This window comes from Caballeronia sp. 11_S32, assembly GCF_056930355.1.
In genome coordinates, this window is record NZ_JBXOWH010000001.1 from 282645 (window position 1) to 300864 (window position 18220).

Below are 18220 nucleotides of genomic sequence, written 5' to 3' on the forward strand. Positions count from 1 at the left end.
GGAGACACATTTCATGAGTGAACGCAAAGCTATCGTCCCTGCGGGAATGGAAGCCGTGTACGAGAAGATTCGCTACGCGCCCGCAGTCAAGGTCGGCAATACGATTTACGTGTCCGGGCAGATCGGGCGCGACGCGGCCATGCGACTCGTCGAGGATCGCGAAGCGCAGATCGTGCAGGCCTTCGAGAATCTCAAGCTCGTGCTCGAAGAGGCGGGCGCATCGTTGAGCGATGTGGTCGACGTGACCACGTTTCACACCGACATGCGCGATCTGCCCTTGTTCATGCAGGTGCGCGACCGGTATCTCACGACGCATCCGCTGCCGGCATGGACGGCGATCGGCGCGCATATGCTCGGCGGCGCGGCGGGCTATATCGTCGAAATCAAGGCCGTAGCCGTGCTGGGTTAGCCAGCAAACTGATTCATCCACGACAAGAATCACAAAGAAAGACCTCAGCGCAGTCCGTCAACGCAGGAAGAACATCAGCAAGACCCGCGACCCTGCTGCCCTTCGAAGGCAGCAGGCAAGGACGCGTTGCGTCCAGCGAAGCCGTCGAATCAATAAAAAACAAAATCGCGGAAGTAAATCGAGTCCTATATCAAGGAGACATCATGCGCCACATAGACATTCAAAAGTTATGCGACGACGCCAGGTTCAGGAAGTTTCATCTGCTGCTTCTTTGCTGGTGCGCGCTCATTATCATTTTCGATGGTTATGATCTCGCGGTCGTCGGGATCGCGCTTCCGTCGATCATGAAAGACATGGGCATTCAGCCGACGAGCGCCGGATTCATGGTGAGCTCCGCCTTGCTCGGCATGATGATCGGCGCGGTTTTCCTGGGCACGATCGCCGATAGAATCGGACGCGTGCCCGCGATCGTGATCTGCCTTCTGCTTTTCAGCGTATTCACCGCCGCAGCGGGATTTACCCGCGATCCCGTGACATTCGGCATCGCGCGATTCCTCGCGGGATTGGGCATCGGCGGTGTCATGCCGAACGTGGTCGCGCAAATGACCGAGTATTCCCCGCGCAAGATCCGCAGCACGATGGTCACCGTGATGTTCAGCGGCTACTCCGTCGGCGGCATGCTGGCGGCGCTGGTCGGAAAAGCGATGATCGAGCGTTACGGCTGGCAATCCGTGTTCATCGCGGCGGGCTTGCCTGCGCTTCTCGCGCCCGTGATCCTGAAGTTCATGCCCGAATCGCTGGCGTTTCTCGTGCGAACGGGCCGCTCGGAGAGTCTGAAGAAGATTCTTCCGCGCGTCGATCCCGCCTACGTGCCGCAACAGGCCGATAGCTTTTCGCTGTCCGAACGCGAAGCCGCGCCCGGCTCGACGATCAAGCGACTGTTCGCGGAAGGCCGCGGCTTGAGCACCGTCATGCTGTGGATCGCGTTCTTCATGTGCCTGTTCATGGTCTACGCATTGAGTTCGTGGCTGACGAAGCTCATGGCGAGCGCCGGGCATAGCCTCGGCTCCGCGCTCACCTTCGTTCTCGTGCTGAACTTCGGCGCGATGATCGGCGCTATCGGCGGCGGATGGCTCGCCGACCGCTTCAACATCAAGCACGTCCTGATCGTCATGTATGCGCTCGCGGCCATTTCCATCAGCCTGTTGGGCGTCAAGGTGCCGGTGGGCGTGCTGTTCTTCCTCGTCGGGCTGGCGGGCGCGTCGACGATCGGCACGCAGATCGTCACGTATGCGTTCGCGGGACAGTATTATCCGACCGCCATTCGATCGACGGGCATCGGCTGGGCGTCGGGCGTGGGGCGCAGCGGTGCGATTCTCGCGCCCATCGTGATCGGCTTTCTCGTGAGCAAGGCATTGCCGCTTCAGCAAAACTTCGTGGCCATTGCCATTCCGGGTGTCATCGCGATGCTGGCGGTTTGCCTGATCGATTCGCGCCGGCCTCGGCCGGACCGCATCGCTCCCGTCGCCGCGGAAGCCGATCCGGCGTAGACAAAACCATGAGACCGCGCTGCGCATTCATTCCTTCGGCGTTGCTGGTCGCGGGGCGCGCTTCGGCTGCTCGGGGGCGCCGCGTTGTATCGGCGCTCTCGTGCATGCGTCCGGTGGCGTGACATAGGGCAGGTCGTTGCAGCAGCACGCATAGACCGGAAAGCCGTATGCGTTCGTGCGGATGATGGTTGTCGGCCCGTGCAGCGGGCACACCGCTTTCATGACGCCTCCTGAAACACATTGCTCAACCGTTTCTATCGTACACGCCGTTTTGCCGGCCTGCCGGATGATCGCCGAGGGATTGCAGACTGGTTCGCAACAGGAACGACACGAGCTCCGCCTGGCGATGCGTGTCGGTTTTCGAAAGCACTCGCTTGAGATAACTGCGCGCAGTGCCGATTCCAATGTTCATCTGCCTGGCGGCCTGCCGCAGATCGGCTCCCTGAACGAGCCCGGCCGCGAGCGCAGCTTCGCGAAGCGTGAATCCGAACGTCGAGCTGAGGGACGAAGCATCGATCGCCGGCGGGCGATCCGGCTCCATGATGAAGACGATCGTGCGCGCGGCCGCGACCTCCAACGATGACGGGCAAGGCGGTCCCACGGGTATGACGCGCGCGACGAGCGGGCTTTGCGGCGGATTGCGATGAATCATGCATTTCCACGCCGATAAACCGAGCGTCGCCGATTCCGGCGCGCTGCGTCGTGTGCCGCCGAATCGTGTCGCCGATGCAATCGCATCGTCGAGGCTCTTTGCGTCGTCGGGGCGAATTGCGGATAGCCGGTGCGCTTCCAGCAGCAGGCCATCGCGCGATCGGGCCAAGGCTTCGGCGCAGGGATTCGCGAGAAGCGGACGCATCTTTTCATCGAGCAACACGACCCCGATATTCAGTCGCTCGATCGCTTCAAACGCGGCCGATGCCCGCCCTTCCGAATCCGCGATGCGTTGCCAGACTTTCAACGCAGTGACGAGATGCGAACCGATGAGACTCGTCGCGCGAACATCTTCCGCCGTGAAATCAGCCGCCCCCGCGTTACGCGCGATGGCCAGAAGTATTCGATGATCCGGCCCGCGAACGAGCGGTGCGACGATTCCATAGAAGCCGCCCGCCGGACGCACCGCGATGTTATACAGGTCCGATTTCCTGAACTCGGCATCCGATATCGCCGATGTCTGGCGCAATGCCGTGCCTGTGGGAATGGCTTCGATCCAGTCGGGAAGCCTGTGCTCGAGTTCTCGCCGAAGACGAATGACGTCATCCGCGCGAAAACCGCTGGAAATAGCGAGATTCGGTCCGTTCGACGCGGCCGCGTGAAGTATCGCCTTGTGCGCGCAGCCGGCTTGCGCCACGGAAGCTATCGCGGCTGGCCAGTTCTCCGGGGCCAGTGTCGCCTCGTAGATATGCTGGATCGCCCGATGAATTGCATCGGCCCGGTGCATGCCGCCTCCCGCCTCGAGTCTTCGCGCTTTTCACGTTCCCGCTTTCACGTTCCGGATGTGGGTCATTTAAGTAAGCCCGACGAAAAGTATATGTAAATTTCCAGCGATGTTCCTCCCAAATGGGAGTATCGATTCGCACGCGAAAGACGGACACTCAATAGTCATACGAAGACGTCCTTAACAACCGCGCGGGCCGATCGCACGTTCGTTAGAAAGCATTCGTCGACGAAACGCGGGGCATGGCCTCGCCAATTCGCATGGTCGCGAACATCAAGAAGAATTTCGTGTGGAGGTCGGCGATGAAAAGCAGCATGCGCATATCCCGTTCTTTGGCGCTGCCGGTATTGGCAATGGCCATGGTTGCGTTGCCTTCGGCCGGCTCGGCACAGACGCTTCCCAAGCAGGGCAATATCGAGGCGACTTATGTCGCGACAGGCGCGGACGTTCGCGAGATCGGCGCCGGCGGCGAAGACGCGGTCTATCTTTTCGAATCGACGCTTCTGATGACGAACGACAGCAAGGCGCCGTTGATGCATAACGTCACGGCGCGCTGTGTCGAAGCCGGTTTCAGCGCGGGCACCACGAGCGGCTACTGCGTGTACACCGACAAGGACGGCGACAAGTTTGTCGAGTCATTCAGCTATCGCGGCGGGTCGACGACGGGCAAGGGCACGCTCACTTCGGGCACGGGCAAATACAAGGGCATCGAAGGAAAATTCGACTGGCAGCAAGTGCAGGTCCTGCCCGCGGACAAGGGCACCTACAGCTACGTAGGCAAAAAGAGCGGCAGCTACCGTATTCCTTAGCCTTCAGTGAGACATCAGCACGGGCACGGTCATCGAAGCGAGAAAGGTGCGCGTCACGCCGCCCAGCACGAGCTCGCGCCAGCGTGCATGGCCGTATCCGCCCATCACGATGAGATCGGCGCCTGTATCGGCGGCGCGTGACAACAGCGCGTCGCCGGCGGACGCATCCGTTCCCGCCGTGCCCGACGCGACTTCCACCTTCACGCCATGCCGCGCGATGCACGCGGCGATGTCGGCGCCCGAGACGTGCTCGCCGTCGGACTTGCCCCCGCTGCCGTGGGTGTCGATGGTGACGACGGTCGCGCAGACGCATGATTTCAGCAACGGCAATGCGTCGTGGACGGCGCGCGCGGCTTCGCGGCTGCCGTCCCACGCGATCATCGGATACTGGCCCGGCGAGGGGAAGAAGCCCGTGTAGGGAACGACCAGCACCGGCGTTCCCGCCGACATGATGACGTTCTCGCGAAACTGATCACCGATATACGACTCGGGATCGCCCGGATCGTCCTGACCCGCGACCACGAGATCGGCGCATCGCGCGTGGTGCGATACGGCGCGGTCCGGCTGCCCGCTCGGCGCGATCCATTCGCCCGACACGCCGGCACGCTTCACCTCAGCGTGGAACAGCCGCTCGATGGCCCCCGATTGTTCGCGGCGCATGGTCGCCTGCACTTCGTAGTAGCCGGCGCTGCCGGCCATGACGTTGAACGCGCGCGCGTTGGGCTGAAACACCGCATAGAGGCCGATCAGATGCGCGTCGAAACGCTTCGCGAGGTGCAGCGCGGTTTCCAGACGCGGATGGGCGCGCACGCTCGAATCGAGGTGCACGAGAATCGTCTTGTAGCTCATGGAGTGACTCCGCGAGTCCGCTGAAAGGGGTTGGTTTCCGAGTCTACGGAGACCCCGAGCCACGCGGTTGACCCAGATCAACGGAACCCGGCCTTGCGGGACGACGCGCATGCGATTGATTCAGGTCAATTGCAGCGCCATCCTCCGACGATAGAGTGGGCGCGTCCGATCCACCTCATGCGTCCAGCAGGGAGCGCGCAGATGAAGGCACTCGTCTATCACGGTCCGGGGAACAAGTCGCTCGACGAGCGGCCACAGCCGGCGCTCGCAGCCGCCACAGATGCGATCGTTCGCGTGACGCGCACGACCATTTGCGGCACCGATCTGCATATCCTCAAAGGCGACGTGCCGACCTGCGAGCCCGGCCGCGTGCTGGGGCACGAAGGCGTGGGCATCGTCGAGCAGGTCGGCGCGGCCGTATCGGCGTTCAAGCCCGGCGATCACGTGCTGATCTCGTGCATTTCCTCGTGCGGAAAATGCGAGGCGTGCCGGCGCGGCATGTATTCGCATTGCGCGACGGGCGGCTGGATCCTCGGCAACAAGATCGACGGCACGCAAGCGGAATACGTGCGCATTCCCCACGCCGATACGAGCCTGTATCCGATTCCGGCGGGCGTCGAGGAAGAGGCGCTCGTCATGCTCTCGGACATTCTTCCGACCGGCTTCGAGTGCGGCGTGCTGAACGGCAAGGTGCAGCCCGGCAGCACGGTGGCGATCGTCGGCGCGGGGCCTATCGGTCTTGCCGCCTTGCTCACCGCGCAGTTCTATGCGCCGGCGCAGATCATCATGATCGACCGCGACAAACATCGGCTCGAGGTGGCGAGCACCTTCGGCGCGAGCGCATGCATCGATATCGCGAGCACGGAGCCGGTCGGCGAGATCATGCGTCTCACGGAAGGCGCGGGCGTCGATTGCGCGGTGGAAGCGGTGGGCTTGCCGTCGTCCTTCGAATTGTGCGAGGAGATCATCGCGGCGGGCGGGACCATCGCGAACGTGGGCGTGCATGGCGTGAAGGCGGATCTGCATCTCGAGAAGCTCTGGGACCGCAACATTACGATCACCACGCGCCTCGTGGATACCGTCAGCACGCCGATGCTGCTCAAGACCGTGCGCGCGGGCCGGTTGCAGCCGACGAAGCTCATCACGCACCGCTTCACGCTCGATCAGGTGCTCGATGCCTATGAAACCTTCAGCCACGCGGCGGAAACGAATGCGCTGAAGGTCATCATCGAAGTGGCCTGATCATGGAAAGCACGCACAAATCGAAAACGCTCGTGGTGTGGTACTCGCGCACCGGCAGGACGCGCGCACTGGGCGCCGCGCTGGCCGCGCGGCTTCACGCCGATTTCGAAGAGATCACCGAGCCGCTCGATCGCGGCGGCGCGGCCGGCTTCCTGCGTTCGCTCGCCGAAACGGTGTTCGGCTGCGATGTGCGCGTCGGGGCTGCGCTGAAGGATGTCGCGGCGTACGATGTGGTCGTGATCGGCACGCCGGTGTGGGCCGGGACGCTCAGCGCGCCCGTGCGCGCCTGGCTCGCCGCGAACCGGCGCAAGCTGCGGCACGTGGCGTTCTTCTGCACGCAGAGCATGCGCCGCGAGACGAACGCGTTGCGCGACATGGCGAGACTCACGGGCAAGCAGCCGGTCGCGCGCTGCGCGATCGCCGGTCATCCGCGCGCAGCGGACGAAGACCGGCTCGTCGAAGTGTTCGTGGACCGCATCGAACGCAAGCTCGTGCGCATCGACAATCTCAAGTGGGCGGCTTGAACGGGCAGCCGCGAAAGCAGGCGACATCATGTACCGCAATATCTTCTTGGCTCTCGATGGCAGTGACTGCTCGCAGCGCGCGCTCGATGAAGCGCTGCGCATCGGCGCGGGCGCCAGGGTGCGCGTCGTGCTCGTGCTCGACACGGCCGCGCTTTCGTCATATCCGGTGCGGTATCGCGCGAGCATGGCCGAGGAGGGCCGGCGCACGCTCGAAACCGCGCGCGCACGCCTGACCGGCGCCGGCATCGAATGCGAAACGGAACTGGCGGAAACCCGCAACGTGACCGATTCCGTGGCGCAATGCCTGCAGCGCCGCGCGGCGGATATGCCCGCCGATCTCGTCGTGATGGGCACGCATGGCCGCACCGGATTGAAGCGGCTCGCGCTCGGCAGCGTCGCGGAGGTATTCGTCAGGCGCTCCGAGTGCCCGGTATTGCTTACGCGCGCGTCGAAAGACGCGTAGGCACGTATGTGCAAACCGCATTGATCTGGATCAAAGCGGCGTCATGATCGATCGCAGACACTAAATGGATATGTTTTGCCCATTGAAACGTCGCATCACCGCTCTGCGAGGTATCGGCATGAACATCACGTTTTCGAGTCAGGCGCCCGTCTACCAAGGAGATGCGCCTTCGCTCACATTCGCCGCCGTCGCGGACGGCGAGCACGTCGAGTGCACCATATCCGCCGAGGCGCTCGAAGATCACTTCGGCGCCGCGTCATGGCGGGAGGAAGACCTGCAGCGGGCATTCGAGAGCCATCGGTCTTCTATCGAAGGGGCCGCCGAACAATTGCTGAGCCGCGTTGGCGCGACCTCGGTCATGCTGCGCAGCGGCTTCTTCCGCTTCCGCGAAGCGCGCGGTCAGACTTCTTCGAGCCGAGCCTGATCGAGAATCCGCACTTCCTTGCCGCGCGCGTCGATCACGCCGGCCTTTTGCAGCTTCGAGAACATGCGGCTGACGGTTTCGATCTTCAGGCCGAGAAAGCTGCCGATTTCCTCGCGCGTCATGCGCAGGACGAACTCCGCGCGCGAATAGCCGCGCGCCTTCATGCGCGTCGAGAGATTCAGCAGGAAGGCCGCGACGCGCTGTTCCGCCGTCATCGTGCCGAGCAGCATCATCAGGTTCGATTCGCGCACGATCTCGCTGCTCATCAGACGATGCACATGATGCTGGATCGTCTTGACTTCGCGGCACAGCAGTTCCAGGAGATCGAACGGAATGATGCAGACAACGCTGTCTTCCAGCGCGATGGCATCGCATGTGTGGTGGTCCGCGCTCACGCCGTCGAACCCGAGCGCGTCGCCCGCCAGATGGAAGCCCGTGACCTGCTCGTTGCCTTCGCGATGCATGATGACGGTCTTGAAGCAGCCGCTGCGCACGGCGTAGAGGCTGCGGAACGTATCGCCGCAGCGATACAGCGCTTCGCCGCGCCGCACCGTGCGCGTTGTGCAGATGAGCGCGTCGAGGCGCTCGTAATCGACTGTCGACAGGCCCGTGGGCATGCAGACTTGCTTCATCGAACACGTCGAGCAGCGCGTGCGGGAATTGTCAGCGGGAACGACGAACATGCTGCGCCTCCTGTCGGGACGGATTCGCGCAGAGGGAACGTGCTTCGGATCAGAAAGCCTGGAGCATCGATGCGCGGCCATTGGATCCCATGCATCGAATTATTCGCCGCGCCATCTCGAAAATATATCGGCGATGGCGGATCGTGCTGTAGGCATTCCGGAAGCCGTGTAGGGAAACCCTGACACGCGCCCGCGCGAGGTCAGCCGGTTTCGTCCTCGAAGAGCTTGTGGCGCACCGCATAGCGCACGAGCGCGGCCTCGTGCGGCATCTGCATCTTGTCCAGGACGCGCGCCTTGTACGTGCTGATGGTCTTCGCGCTCACGCACAGCGCCTCGCCGATATCGCTGATGGACTCACCCGCGCACAGCCGCCGGAACACCTCGAACTCGCGGTTCGAGAGGCGCTGATGCGGCAGCGTTTCGGCGGGCTCGGTCAGGCTCTGAGCGAAGCGCTCGGCCATCGCGAGGCTCACGTATGCGCCGCCCGCCGCCACCTTCGTGACCGCCGCGACCAGCTCCGCGCTCGCGCTTTCCTTGGTGAGATAGCCCGATGCGCCGGCCTTGAACGCGCGCGCGGCGTATTGCTGCTCCGCATGCATGGTGAGCACGAGAATGCGCAGCGCGGGCTTCTCGTCCTTGATCTGCTTGAGCAGGTCGAGCCCGCTGCGTCCGGGCATCGACAGGTCGAGCACGAGCACATCGGCGTCGGTCGAGCGAGCGAGCGCGAGGGTGCTCGGGCCGTCGCTGGCTTCGCCGGCGACTTCGAAGCCGCTCGCGTTGCCGAGGATATGGCGCAGACCGTCGCGCACGAGCGCGTGGTCGTCGGCAATCAGCACGTTGATCGTCATGGATGCGGTTCCGCGCGTCAGCCGTTCGCGTCGCCTTGCTCCGCCTCGCGGCCCGGCACCAGCAGCACCGGACAACGCGACAGACGCACGAAGCTCTCGGCCACACTGCCGAGCACGAGGCGCCGCCATCCTCGCCGCCCATGCGTGCCCATGACGATGAGGTCGGCGTGGAAATCGTCGGCGCAATGGCGGATCCGTTGAGCGATGTCGTCGCCCGCATATTCGACTTCGCAGACCCGCGGCGTGCCTTTCACACCCGCTTGCGCCATGCGTTCGGCGGCCATCGCCGAGAGCCGCCGGCCTTCTTCGAGCAAGGCATCGCGCAGGCTGGGATAGAACGCGCTCGTGGCCTCGTAGGAAACCGGCTGCATGTCGACGACATAGAGCGGCTGGAGCTCGGCGCCGCTCGCGTGCGCGATCTTCAGCGCTTCGTCGAACGCCTGCATGGCGGTCGGGCTGCCGTCGATGGGCAAGAGAATGCGGCTGTACATGACGACCTCGTGGTTCGATGTGACGGCACGGCGCGGGCCTGCGATCGATTCTACGGATACATCATCCGGCGCCGTTGACTCAAATCAAGGGAATATCGACGACGATGCGAAAGCCCTGGCCGGGCGCGCTGTGAAACTCGATGACGCCGCCGAGCTGGCGCACGCGCTCGCTCATGCCGAGCAGGCCGAAGGCGCCGACGGCGCGGGGCTGCGCGAGGTCGGCGCCGCGACCGTCGTCCTCGATCGACAAGCGGCAGCGCGAGCGCGCGCAGATGATCTCGATGCGCACCCCGCTCGCGCGCGCATGCCGCACGACATTGGTGAGGGCTTCCTGCACGAGCCGGAAAACCGAGGTGGACGCGATAGTGTCGAAGCCGGTTTCCTCGCCTTCGATGCGCAGATGGATATCGAGATCGTAGCGCCGGCGAAAGTCGCAGACGAGCCAGTCGATTGCGGCGAAGAGGCCGAGATCGTCGAGCACGGGCGGGCGCAGGCCGGCGGCGATCCGCCGCACCGAAGCGATGATCGTGTCGATCTGTTCGAGCGATTGCTGTTTGACGCGGACGCCTTGCCCGGAGGTGTCGAGGATCGAAAGCTGCATTTTCAGCGCCGCGAGCTGCTGGCCGAGATCGTCGTGCAGTTCCCGCGCGATCGATGCGCGCTCGTTTTCGAGCGCGGTCTGCACGTGCGCGGACAGCTCGCGGGCGTGTTGCAGTTCCGCGAGACGCAGCCGGTCGGTCATGTCGCGCGTGACCTTGGCGAAGCCGATCAGATCGCCGTGCGCATCGCGCAGCGCCGTGACGACGACGTTCGCCCAGAAGCGCGTCGAATCCTTGCGAACGCGCCAGCCCTCGTCTTCGACGCGTCCGTCGCGCGCCGCCGTGGCCAGCTCCACTTCGGGCTTGCCCGCCGCGATATCGTCGGGCGGATAGAAGACGGAAAAATGACGCCCGATGATCTCGTGCGCGTCATAACCCTTGATTCGCCGCGCGCCGTGGTTCCAGGTCGCGACGTTGCCGTGCGCGTCGAGCAGGAAGATGGCGTAGTCCTGGACCGCGTCCACCAGAAGGCGGAAAGCCGCGTCCGTTTGCAGTGAAGGCGCGAGCGGTGTGCTTTCGTTGTCCGGTTCCGGGGCGCAGGAGTTCATCGTCGTTGCAATGGGCAAGCGCGCATGCAACGCCCGACGCGTCGCGTTCTATTGCGCGGTCAACTGAAAAGGCGGCAAGGGCATTTCGTCGCCGTCGAGGAAAGCGGTTGCGCACCGGACCGCGAAACCGAGCGCGCCGTCCTTGCTGGCGAATGCGCCCAGGTTGCCCAGCGAGGTTGCGTGACCGTCCTCTTCGAGAATCGACGCCGTCGCGACGAATGCATTGCCCTTGCGTGTGACGGAGGGCTGAAAAGCCGCTCCCCGATGATAGATGATCATAGGTTTTTCTCGTCGAAATGATCGAAGGCGCGAGCGGCGTGCGTGCCGCCGCGCGCCCGGAATGAAGCGTGCTAGCGAACGCCGGTGTCCTGCGGCTGGCGGGGGTTCCCCGCGGGCTGCCGATGATCGATCTCGGCCATGCCATAAGCGAACGCATAGCGCACGGCGCCGATCGCACTCGCAAATTCGCCGAGCATGCCGCTCGCGCGGCGCGTGCCACTCGGATCTCGAACGACGAGCATCGCCGCGTACTTGTCCTGGTCAAGCACGGCGGTCGCGCTCAGAACGTGTCCTTTATAGACGACGTCGTTGGGTTGGGTCATTGCTCTCTCAGGTTCTATGTATCTGGTCAGGCAAACACGCCATCGGAACGAAATGCCGCCAGCGCATATGCCTGCGAGCAGTAAGCCTAACCGTTCAGATTTTGTCTTCTCACCCGATTTAAGCTTTTTTACTTTTCCTCGGTATACGCTTAAGTCTGATGAAGCGTAGCGTCCTGGTCACGCGGCATCGTTGCGTCTCGCGCGCAGGAAACGGGCAACCGATCGCACGGCGAGAACGAACAGCGCGCCGGACAGACCGAGGTCGGCACGGCTCAAAAGGTCGGTCAAATAGAACGTCGATTGCGCGACGAACGGGTGGTAAAGCACCTCACTGGTCAAGCGTTTCATCGTCTCACCTCGCCACTTCGGAAGTCGGGCAAGACCTTGCTGCGAATGATGGCTGATGCCGATGCGGTCCCGTCCTGTCACGTACTTTGCCGGTCACGAAGGGTGCCCGTCCTGCTCAGGTGTCGACGTGTTCTGCCCGATCGTCCGCGTTTTCGTGTATTGCTCGTAACAGGCATCGATAGCGTCGAGGTAATTGCGACACGAGCCGGCATCGCACGGTAAAACCGACGCGCCATGCGTAATCAATCTTCATACGCATGCACGAACGCCTCCGATCATTCCGCCAAACCCTAGCCGTCGCCCGACGATTTTTTTTCGGCTTGAAACGTCGCGGACAATAATCGCAAAGCACCGGGCTCGGCCCCTCCAACACGGAGACTCCGCAGATGAAAGGGCACTTATCGGTTGGCGTGATCGCAGTCGCTTTGGCAGCAATCATCGGCGGATGCAGCGGAGGAAGTTCGAACTCCGACACGGCCGCGACGACCGGAGGCGCCACCCCGGCCGCCTCGGGACCTTCGTCCGCATCGAGCCCGGCGGGGGCATCGAGCCCTTCGGGGGCATCGGCGGGTGGCGGGGCGAGTGCACCGTCGGGGGCGAGCGCTCCCACGACGAACAGGCCGTCCGCATCGAGTCCGATGGACGTCACCACGTATCACAACGACATTCGCCGCACCGCGCAGCAACTCGCGGAGACCCGGCTCACCCGCGCCAACGTCAATCCGTCGACGTTCGGCAAGCTCGGCTTCTATTCCGTCGACGGCGCCGTCGATGCACAGCCGCTCTTTCTCGCCAACGTGCCGGTCGCGGGCGGCACGCATAACGTGCTCTACGTCGTGACCGAGAACGCGAGCGTCTATGCGTTCGACGCCGACACGGGCACCGTGCTCTGGCGCGTCTCCACGCTGCTCGCGGGCGAAGTGCCGAGCGACGACCACGGCTGCGATCAGACCTCGCCGACCATCGGCATCACGGCGACGCCCGTCATCGATCGCTCGCGCGGGCCGAACGGCGCGATGTATGTCGTCGGCATGTCGCGCGACAGCGGCGGCGCGTATCACCAGCGCATTCACGCGATCGACATCGCGACAGGCGAGGAGCTCTTCGGCGGCCCGGCGGAAATCACCGGTTCGTATCCCGGCACCGGTTCGGGCAGCGTCAACGGCGTCGTGCCGTTCACGCCGGGCCAGTACATCGAGCGCGCTTCGCTGCTGCTGCTGAACGGCGTCGTCTATATGTCGTGGAGCTCGCACTGCGATACGCTGCCGTACACCGGCTGGGTGATGGGCTACAGCGCCGATACGCTGAAGCAGACGAGCATTTTGAACATCACGCCGAACGGCGAAATGGGCGGCATCTGGATGAGCGGCGCGGGGCTCGCGTCGGATGGCACGTCGATCTATTTCCTCGACGGCAACGGCACCTTCGATCCGACCATCAACGCGCAGGACATGCCTATCCACGACAACTTCGGCAACGGCTTCCTTAAGGTCACGCCGTCACCCACGCTGCATGTGGCGGATTACTTCCAGCCGTCGAACACGGTCATGGAGTCGAGCCAGGATCTCGATCTGGGCTCGGGCGGCGTGCTCGTGCTGCCCGATGTCACCGATATCAACGGCAATGTGAAGCATCTCGCGATCGGTGGCGGCAAGACGCGCGCGCTTTATATCGTCGATCGGGACAACATGGGCAAGTTCGATTCGAACAGCGATCACATCTATCAGGAGCTGTTCTCGACGATCTCCGGCCCGATGTTCACCGCGCCCGCGTACTTCAACAACACGATCTATGTCGGCCCGGCGGGCGATCATCTCAAGGCGTTGCCGGTTCAGAACGCGGTGGTGGCGACCACCGCTTCGAGTCAGAGCCAGAGTCCGGCGGGCAACTGGAGCTTCCCGGGTCTCGCGCCCGTGATCTCCGCGAACGGCAATGCGAACGGCATTGTATGGGGCGTGGAGAACGTGACGCCGGCCGTGCTGCACGCCTATGACGCGAGCAATCTCGCGAACGAGCTCTACAGCAGCAATTCGGCGGGCTCGCGCGATCAGTTCGGCCCGGGCAACAAGTTCGTCTCGCCGACGGTCGCGAACGGCAAGGTCTTTGTGGGCACGAAGACGGGCGTCGCCGTGTTTGGCTTGATCGGCGGTTGAAGTAGTCACGCCGTGACCGCGCAAGCGAGTCTGCGCGGTCACGGCGTGCCGGTAGAAGCGTCAGACGATCACGCGTTGGACATCACGCCGCGCTTGTCGTCGGCGCGTTGCTCGTTGCCGTGGCGCAGGCGCACGCTGCACACCGCCGCGATCAGCAATGCAACCGCGAGACACACGAGACCGTTCATCGCGCGGCCGGTCGTCTGCTCGATGATGCCCATCACCGTCGGTCCGACGAAGCCGCCCAGCAGGCCGCACGAGTTGACGAGGCCGAGGCCGCCCGCGAGCGCGCTGCCCGAGAGCCGCGACGACGGGAACGTGAAGATGATCGACTGCACGACGAAGAACATCGACGCGGACAGGCACACGCCCAGAAGCCCGATCGCGGGCGTCGACCATGCCGCGATCAGCATGCCCGAGGCCATGATGACGAGCCCGCCGATCAGCATGCGGCGGCTCTTCGACGAATCGCTCGCGAAGCGCGGCAGCGTGGCTGCGCCGATGGCCGCGGCGACCCAGGGCGTCGCGGTGAGCAGGCCGATCATCAGCGGCGAGAAATGCCCCGATTTGCCGATGATCCCCGGCAGAAAGAAGATCACCGTGTAGATCGTCAGTTGATGGCAGAAGTAGACGAGAATCGCGAGCCACACCTGGCGATCGCCGAGGACGCTGCGGAAAGCGCCTGCGCCATGACCGCTGCCTTGCGCGTCGTGCTCGGCGGCGAGGCGGCGCTCCAGCGCGAGGGCTTCGTCGCGCGAAAGCCAGGGCGCGCTCGTCGGGCGATCGGGCAGCATCTTCCACACGACGAAGGCGAGCAGGATCGCGGGCAGGCCTTCGATCACGAAGAGCCATTGCCAGCCGTGAAAGCCGAGCATTCCGTCGAGCTCGAGCAGCGCACCGCCGAGCGGCCCGCCGACGATATTCGCGACGCACACGCCGAGCAGGAAATAGCCGGTCGCGCGGGCGCGTTCCTCACGGCCGAACCAGTACGTGAGATAGAGCATCACGCCGGGAAAGAGGCCTGCTTCGGCGGCGCCGAGCAGAAGGCGCATCACATAGAACGAGGTCTCGCCGGTGACGAAGGCCATCGCGACGGAAAGCGCGCCCCACGTCACCATGATGCGCGTGATCCAGAAGCGCGCGCCCACTTTGTGCATGATGAGATTGCTCGGAATCTCGAAGGCCGCGTAGGTCAGGAAGAAGAGGCCCGCGCCGAGTCCGTAGGCGGCGGCGGAGATGCCGAGGTCGACGCTCATCGAATGCTTCGCGAGCGCGATATTCGTGCGATCGAGAAAGCTGATCACGTAGACGATCACGAGCAAGGGCATCAGCTTGCGCAGCATCAGGCTGTTGAGCGACGCGTGCTGTGCGGCGCTCGTGGTGTTGGGCTTGGACATGATGACTCCCGGAATCAGAAAGGACGCGCGATGCGCGTATGCAATGCGGTGTCGGGAAGGCGTTTCAAGGACGTGTCTCCGTAAGCGTTGTATTTTTTGTGTTGTGATTGCGTGAGCACGCGCCGCATGCACGGCGCGTGCGATTAGAGGATCAGGGGATCAGAAGTTGACGTTGTCGCCGCCTTTGAGCGACAACATCTGGCGCGCTTCGGCGGGCGTCGCGACTTCCAGCGACAGCCCTTCGATCACTTGCCGGATCTTGCGCACCTGCGCCGCGCTCGATTCGGCGAGCTGGCCCGGACCGATCCACAGCGAATCCTCCAGACCGACCCGCACGTTCGAGCCCTGCGCAACGCCGATCGAGCCGAGCGGGATCTGGTTGCGGCCCGCGCCGAGGATCGACCAGACATAGTCGTTGCCGAAGAGGCGGTCGGCGGTGCGCTTCATGTGCGCGAGATCCTCGGGATGCGCGCCGATGCCGCCGAGCAGACCGAACACGCTCTGCACGAAGAACGGCCCCTTGACGAGCCCGCGATCGACGAAATGCGCGAGGTTGTAGAGATGCGAGATGTCGTAGCACTCGAACTCGAAGCGCGTGCCGTTGGCCGAGCACGAGGTCAGGATGTATTCGATATCCGCGAATGTGTTCTTGAACACGAGGTCGCGGCTCTTCTCCAGATGCTGACGCTCCCAGTCGTGCTTCAGATCCTTGAAGCGATCGAGCATCGGATAAAGGCCGAAGTTCATCGAGCCCATATTGAGCGATGCCACTTCCGGCTGGAAGTGATGCGCGGGCTTCAGGCGTTCCTCGACCGTCATGTGCGGGCTGCCGCCCGACGTCAGATTGATGACCGCATCCGTCTCCGAGTTGATGCGCGGCAGGAAGCGCTGGAACACGGCGGGGTCTTGCGTCGGGCGGCCGTCTTCGGGATCGCGCGCGTGCAGATGCAGGATCGCCGCGCCTTCCTTCGCGGCCGCGAGCGCGGCTTCGGCGATCTGGTCGGGCGTGACCGGCAGATACGGCGACATCGACGGCGTATGGATCGCGCCCGTCGGCGCGCACGTGATGATGACCTTGCGTTTCGTTGCCATGGGTTCCTCGTTGTTCCTTAGAGCGTTTCGACGTTGCCGCAGACGGAGAGCGCCTGCCCCGAGATCGCGCTGCCGGCGGGCGAGCTGAGATACAGCACGCTGGCAGCGATTTCCTCTTGCGTGACCATGCGGCGCAGCGAAATCTTCGCGAGATACTGCTTTTCCATCTCTTCGTAACTGATGCCGAGCTGCTTCGCGCGCGCGGCGATCACGCCTTCCATGCGCGGACCCTTCACAATGCCCGGCTGCACCGCATTCACGCGAATGTTGTCGGGGCCGAGCTCGATCGCGAGACTCTTCGCGAGGCCGACCACGGCCCATTTCGTCGCGGAATAGGGCGTGCGGAAGCCGTAGCCGAGGCGTCCCGCCACCGACGACATGAACACGATCACGCCGCCATCGGCCGCCTCGCGCAGCATCGGCACCGCCTGACGCGAGAAGTAGTACTGGCTGTTCAGATTCACGTCGATGGTCTTTTCCCAGTCGTCGGAATCGATCGCGTCGATGCCGCCCGTCGGGCCCGCGATGCCCGCGTTGTTGATCAGCACGTCGAGTCCGCCGAGCTCGCGCTTCACGTCCTCGAACACGCGCTTCACGTCGTCCTTGTTCGCGACATCCGCGCGCGTGCCGGTGATCGACGGCGAAACGGTCGATACCGCGTCGATGGCTTTCGGATCGACATCGCAGACATGCACGCGCGCGCCCATCGACGCGAAAGCCTTCGCGATCGCGAGACCGATGCCCGATGCGCCGCCCGTGATGAGCACGCGCAAACCGGCGCGCGGCGTGAGCATTTTCGTGAAATCCATCGTCTGACTCCTTTCTGGTTATGGTTCGCGGGGACGTGCAACGTCCTCGCGCATGCGATTAGACATACTAATGATGATGTTCAGAGGCGCGAACCGCGCGCCTTCAAGACTCAGCTTTGCGCCTGACGCAGCATCCGTGCATCCGGCGACTGCAGACGCGTTTCGAGATCGCGCGCCGCGTCGCGGATATCCTTCGCGATGCCTTCACGCGCGGCCGCGCCGTCATGCTTCCACAGCGCGTCGATGATCTGGCGATGCGCTTCCATCGAAACGCGCATATGCGCGACATCGGGCGCGACCATGTTCAGGAAAGGACCGATGCGCATCCACATGTTCTGGATCGTCACGAGCGTCATCTCGCTCGCGCCGTGCCGGTAAATGCTCGTGTGGAACGCGAAGTTGCAGCGCAGATAAGCGCGCGCATCGTCGGCTTCGACGTGGGCGTCCATTTCGTCGAAGATGCGCTGCACGGCGGCCACGTCGTCGTTCGTCATGCGCGCCGCCGCACGTTCCGCGACACAGCCTTCGAGCGCGATGCGCACGTCGCGCAGTTCTTCGAGCAGCTCGGGCGTCATCGGCGGGACCATGAGGCCGCGCGACGGGCCGTCCACCAGCGCGCCTTCCGCGCGCAGACGCGTGAGCGCCGCGCGCACCGGCATCGTCGACAGGCCGACCCCTTCGGCGACACTGCGCAGGCTCAGCGGCTGACCGGCGGCGAAGCTGCCGCTCATGATCGCTTCGCGGAGCTGCTGATAAACCTTGGTCGCCATTGTCTCGGTGGCGATGACTTCGAGCTGCGGAATCGGCGATGCGGAACGGGGCGCCACGTACATGTCCTTTGATTGCTGATCTGTGATCACAGTTTGATTTCCGCATCGGTTTAAGTCAATGCAAATGGCCTAAGGGATAACCCTGCGGGCCGCGCATGAAGGCGCCGTGCGCGAT

Annotated in this window: 23 protein-coding genes; 8 read left to right on the top strand and 15 right to left on the bottom strand. The window is 63.8% G+C overall.

The window, feature by feature from the left end; translation table 11 throughout:
- The first annotated feature begins 13 nt into the window (after positions 1-13).
- Both AC1Z32_RS01375 and AC1Z32_RS01380 read left to right on the top strand, forming a co-directional pair.
- Positions 14-409, top strand: a complete 396-nt coding sequence (locus AC1Z32_RS01375; protein WP_483476918.1) for a RidA family protein — start codon at positions 14-16, stop codon at positions 407-409.
- A gap of 203 nt (positions 410-612) precedes the next feature.
- Positions 613-1959 carry an MFS transporter gene (locus tag AC1Z32_RS01380; protein ID WP_483476919.1) on the top strand — a complete coding sequence of 449 codons (1347 nt, stop codon included), beginning with the start codon at positions 613-615 and terminating at the stop codon, positions 1957-1959.
- A 27-nt stretch (positions 1960-1986) separates the two neighbouring features.
- Here the strand turns inward: AC1Z32_RS01380 and AC1Z32_RS01385 are convergent, their stop codons facing one another.
- From AC1Z32_RS01385 to AC1Z32_RS01395, 3 genes are all read right to left on the bottom strand, one after another.
- The gene (locus tag AC1Z32_RS01385; protein ID WP_483476920.1) at positions 1987-2181 is read right to left on the bottom strand and encodes a hypothetical protein; all 195 of its coding nucleotides are present in this window, start codon (positions 2179-2181) and stop codon (positions 1987-1989) included.
- 22 nt (positions 2182-2203) lie between these two features.
- Positions 2204-3397 (bottom strand): helix-turn-helix transcriptional regulator, encoded by a 1194-nt coding sequence (locus tag AC1Z32_RS01390; RefSeq protein ID WP_483476921.1) that lies wholly within the window; start codon positions 3395-3397, stop codon positions 2204-2206.
- Between the two features lie 208 nt (positions 3398-3605).
- Positions 3606-3755, bottom strand: a complete 150-nt coding sequence (locus tag AC1Z32_RS01395; RefSeq protein WP_483476922.1) for a hypothetical protein — start codon at positions 3753-3755, stop codon at positions 3606-3608.
- Between AC1Z32_RS01395 and AC1Z32_RS01400 the strand changes: the two genes are divergently transcribed.
- A complete protein-coding gene (locus AC1Z32_RS01400; protein ID WP_483476923.1) occupies positions 3754-4203 on the top strand; it encodes a hypothetical protein in 450 nt (149 codons plus the stop codon). The two genes, AC1Z32_RS01395 and AC1Z32_RS01400, sit on opposite strands and share 2 nt — an antisense overlap.
- A gap of 3 nt (positions 4204-4206) precedes the next feature.
- Here AC1Z32_RS01400 and AC1Z32_RS01405 read toward each other — a convergent pair whose 3' ends face one another.
- A complete protein-coding gene (locus tag AC1Z32_RS01405; protein ID WP_483476924.1) occupies positions 4207-5052 on the bottom strand; it encodes a universal stress protein in 846 nt (281 codons plus the stop codon).
- A gap of 201 nt (positions 5053-5253) precedes the next feature.
- On the opposite strand from AC1Z32_RS01405, the gene AC1Z32_RS01410 reads away from it, so the two are divergent.
- From AC1Z32_RS01410 to AC1Z32_RS01425, 4 genes are all read left to right on the top strand, one after another.
- Positions 5254-6294, top strand: coding sequence for a zinc-dependent alcohol dehydrogenase family protein (locus AC1Z32_RS01410; protein WP_483476925.1), 1041 nt, complete (start codon positions 5254-5256; stop codon positions 6292-6294).
- A gap of 2 nt (positions 6295-6296) precedes the next feature.
- The gene (locus tag AC1Z32_RS01415) at positions 6297-6818 is read left to right on the top strand and encodes a flavodoxin family protein (RefSeq protein WP_483476926.1); all 522 of its coding nucleotides are present in this window, start codon (positions 6297-6299) and stop codon (positions 6816-6818) included.
- A 28-nt stretch (positions 6819-6846) separates the two neighbouring features.
- Positions 6847-7281, top strand: coding sequence for a universal stress protein (locus tag AC1Z32_RS01420; protein ID WP_483476927.1), 435 nt, complete (start codon positions 6847-6849; stop codon positions 7279-7281).
- 118 nt (positions 7282-7399) lie between these two features.
- On the top strand, positions 7400-7705 hold the full coding sequence (locus AC1Z32_RS01425) for a DUF1488 family protein (RefSeq protein ID WP_483476928.1): 306 nt from the start codon (positions 7400-7402) through the stop codon (positions 7703-7705).
- Here the strand turns inward: AC1Z32_RS01425 and fnr are convergent.
- From fnr to AC1Z32_RS01460, 7 genes are all read right to left on the bottom strand, one after another.
- On the bottom strand, positions 7681-8388 hold the full coding sequence (gene fnr / locus AC1Z32_RS01430) for a fumarate/nitrate reduction transcriptional regulator Fnr (RefSeq protein ID WP_483476929.1): 708 nt from the start codon (positions 8386-8388) through the stop codon (positions 7681-7683). The genes AC1Z32_RS01425 and fnr overlap by 25 nt on opposite strands.
- A gap of 200 nt (positions 8389-8588) precedes the next feature.
- Complete coding sequence (locus AC1Z32_RS01435; RefSeq protein WP_483476930.1) at positions 8589-9236, bottom strand: response regulator; 648 nt, start codon at positions 9234-9236, stop codon at positions 8589-8591.
- Between the two features lie 17 nt (positions 9237-9253).
- Positions 9254-9727 carry a universal stress protein gene (locus AC1Z32_RS01440; RefSeq protein ID WP_483476931.1) on the bottom strand — a complete coding sequence of 158 codons (474 nt, stop codon included), beginning with the start codon at positions 9725-9727 and terminating at the stop codon, positions 9254-9256.
- A gap of 79 nt (positions 9728-9806) precedes the next feature.
- On the bottom strand, positions 9807-10874 hold the full coding sequence (locus AC1Z32_RS01445; RefSeq protein WP_483476932.1) for a PAS domain-containing sensor histidine kinase: 1068 nt from the start codon (positions 10872-10874) through the stop codon (positions 9807-9809).
- A gap of 48 nt (positions 10875-10922) precedes the next feature.
- Positions 10923-11153 carry a hypothetical protein gene (locus AC1Z32_RS01450; RefSeq protein WP_483476933.1) on the bottom strand — a complete coding sequence of 77 codons (231 nt, stop codon included), beginning with the start codon at positions 11151-11153 and terminating at the stop codon, positions 10923-10925.
- 71 nt (positions 11154-11224) lie between these two features.
- The gene (locus AC1Z32_RS01455; protein WP_483476934.1) at positions 11225-11476 is read right to left on the bottom strand and encodes a hypothetical protein; all 252 of its coding nucleotides are present in this window, start codon (positions 11474-11476) and stop codon (positions 11225-11227) included.
- 177 nt (positions 11477-11653) lie between these two features.
- The gene (locus AC1Z32_RS01460; protein WP_483476935.1) at positions 11654-11905 is read right to left on the bottom strand and encodes a hypothetical protein; all 252 of its coding nucleotides are present in this window, start codon (positions 11903-11905) and stop codon (positions 11654-11656) included.
- Positions 11906-12210: 305 nt separating this feature from the next.
- Between AC1Z32_RS01460 and AC1Z32_RS01465 the strand changes: the two genes are divergently transcribed.
- On the top strand, positions 12211-13977 hold the full coding sequence (locus tag AC1Z32_RS01465; protein ID WP_483476936.1) for a pyrrolo-quinoline quinone: 1767 nt from the start codon (positions 12211-12213) through the stop codon (positions 13975-13977).
- Between the two features lie 68 nt (positions 13978-14045).
- On the opposite strand, the gene AC1Z32_RS01470 is transcribed toward AC1Z32_RS01465, so the two are convergent.
- The 4 genes from AC1Z32_RS01470 to AC1Z32_RS01485 form a co-directional block, all read right to left on the bottom strand.
- On the bottom strand, positions 14046-15374 hold the full coding sequence (locus AC1Z32_RS01470) for an MFS transporter (protein ID WP_483476937.1): 1329 nt from the start codon (positions 15372-15374) through the stop codon (positions 14046-14048).
- A 159-nt stretch (positions 15375-15533) separates the two neighbouring features.
- Complete coding sequence (gene kce, locus AC1Z32_RS01475) at positions 15534-16466, bottom strand: 3,5-dioxohexanoate:acetyl-CoA acetone transferase (protein ID WP_483476938.1); 933 nt, start codon at positions 16464-16466, stop codon at positions 15534-15536.
- Positions 16467-16483: 17 nt separating this feature from the next.
- On the bottom strand, positions 16484-17275 hold the full coding sequence (locus AC1Z32_RS01480) for an SDR family oxidoreductase (RefSeq protein ID WP_483476939.1): 792 nt from the start codon (positions 17273-17275) through the stop codon (positions 16484-16486).
- 110 nt (positions 17276-17385) lie between these two features.
- On the bottom strand, positions 17386-18102 hold the full coding sequence (locus AC1Z32_RS01485) for a GntR family transcriptional regulator (protein ID WP_483476940.1): 717 nt from the start codon (positions 18100-18102) through the stop codon (positions 17386-17388).
- Between the last annotated feature and the right edge of the window lie 118 nt (positions 18103-18220).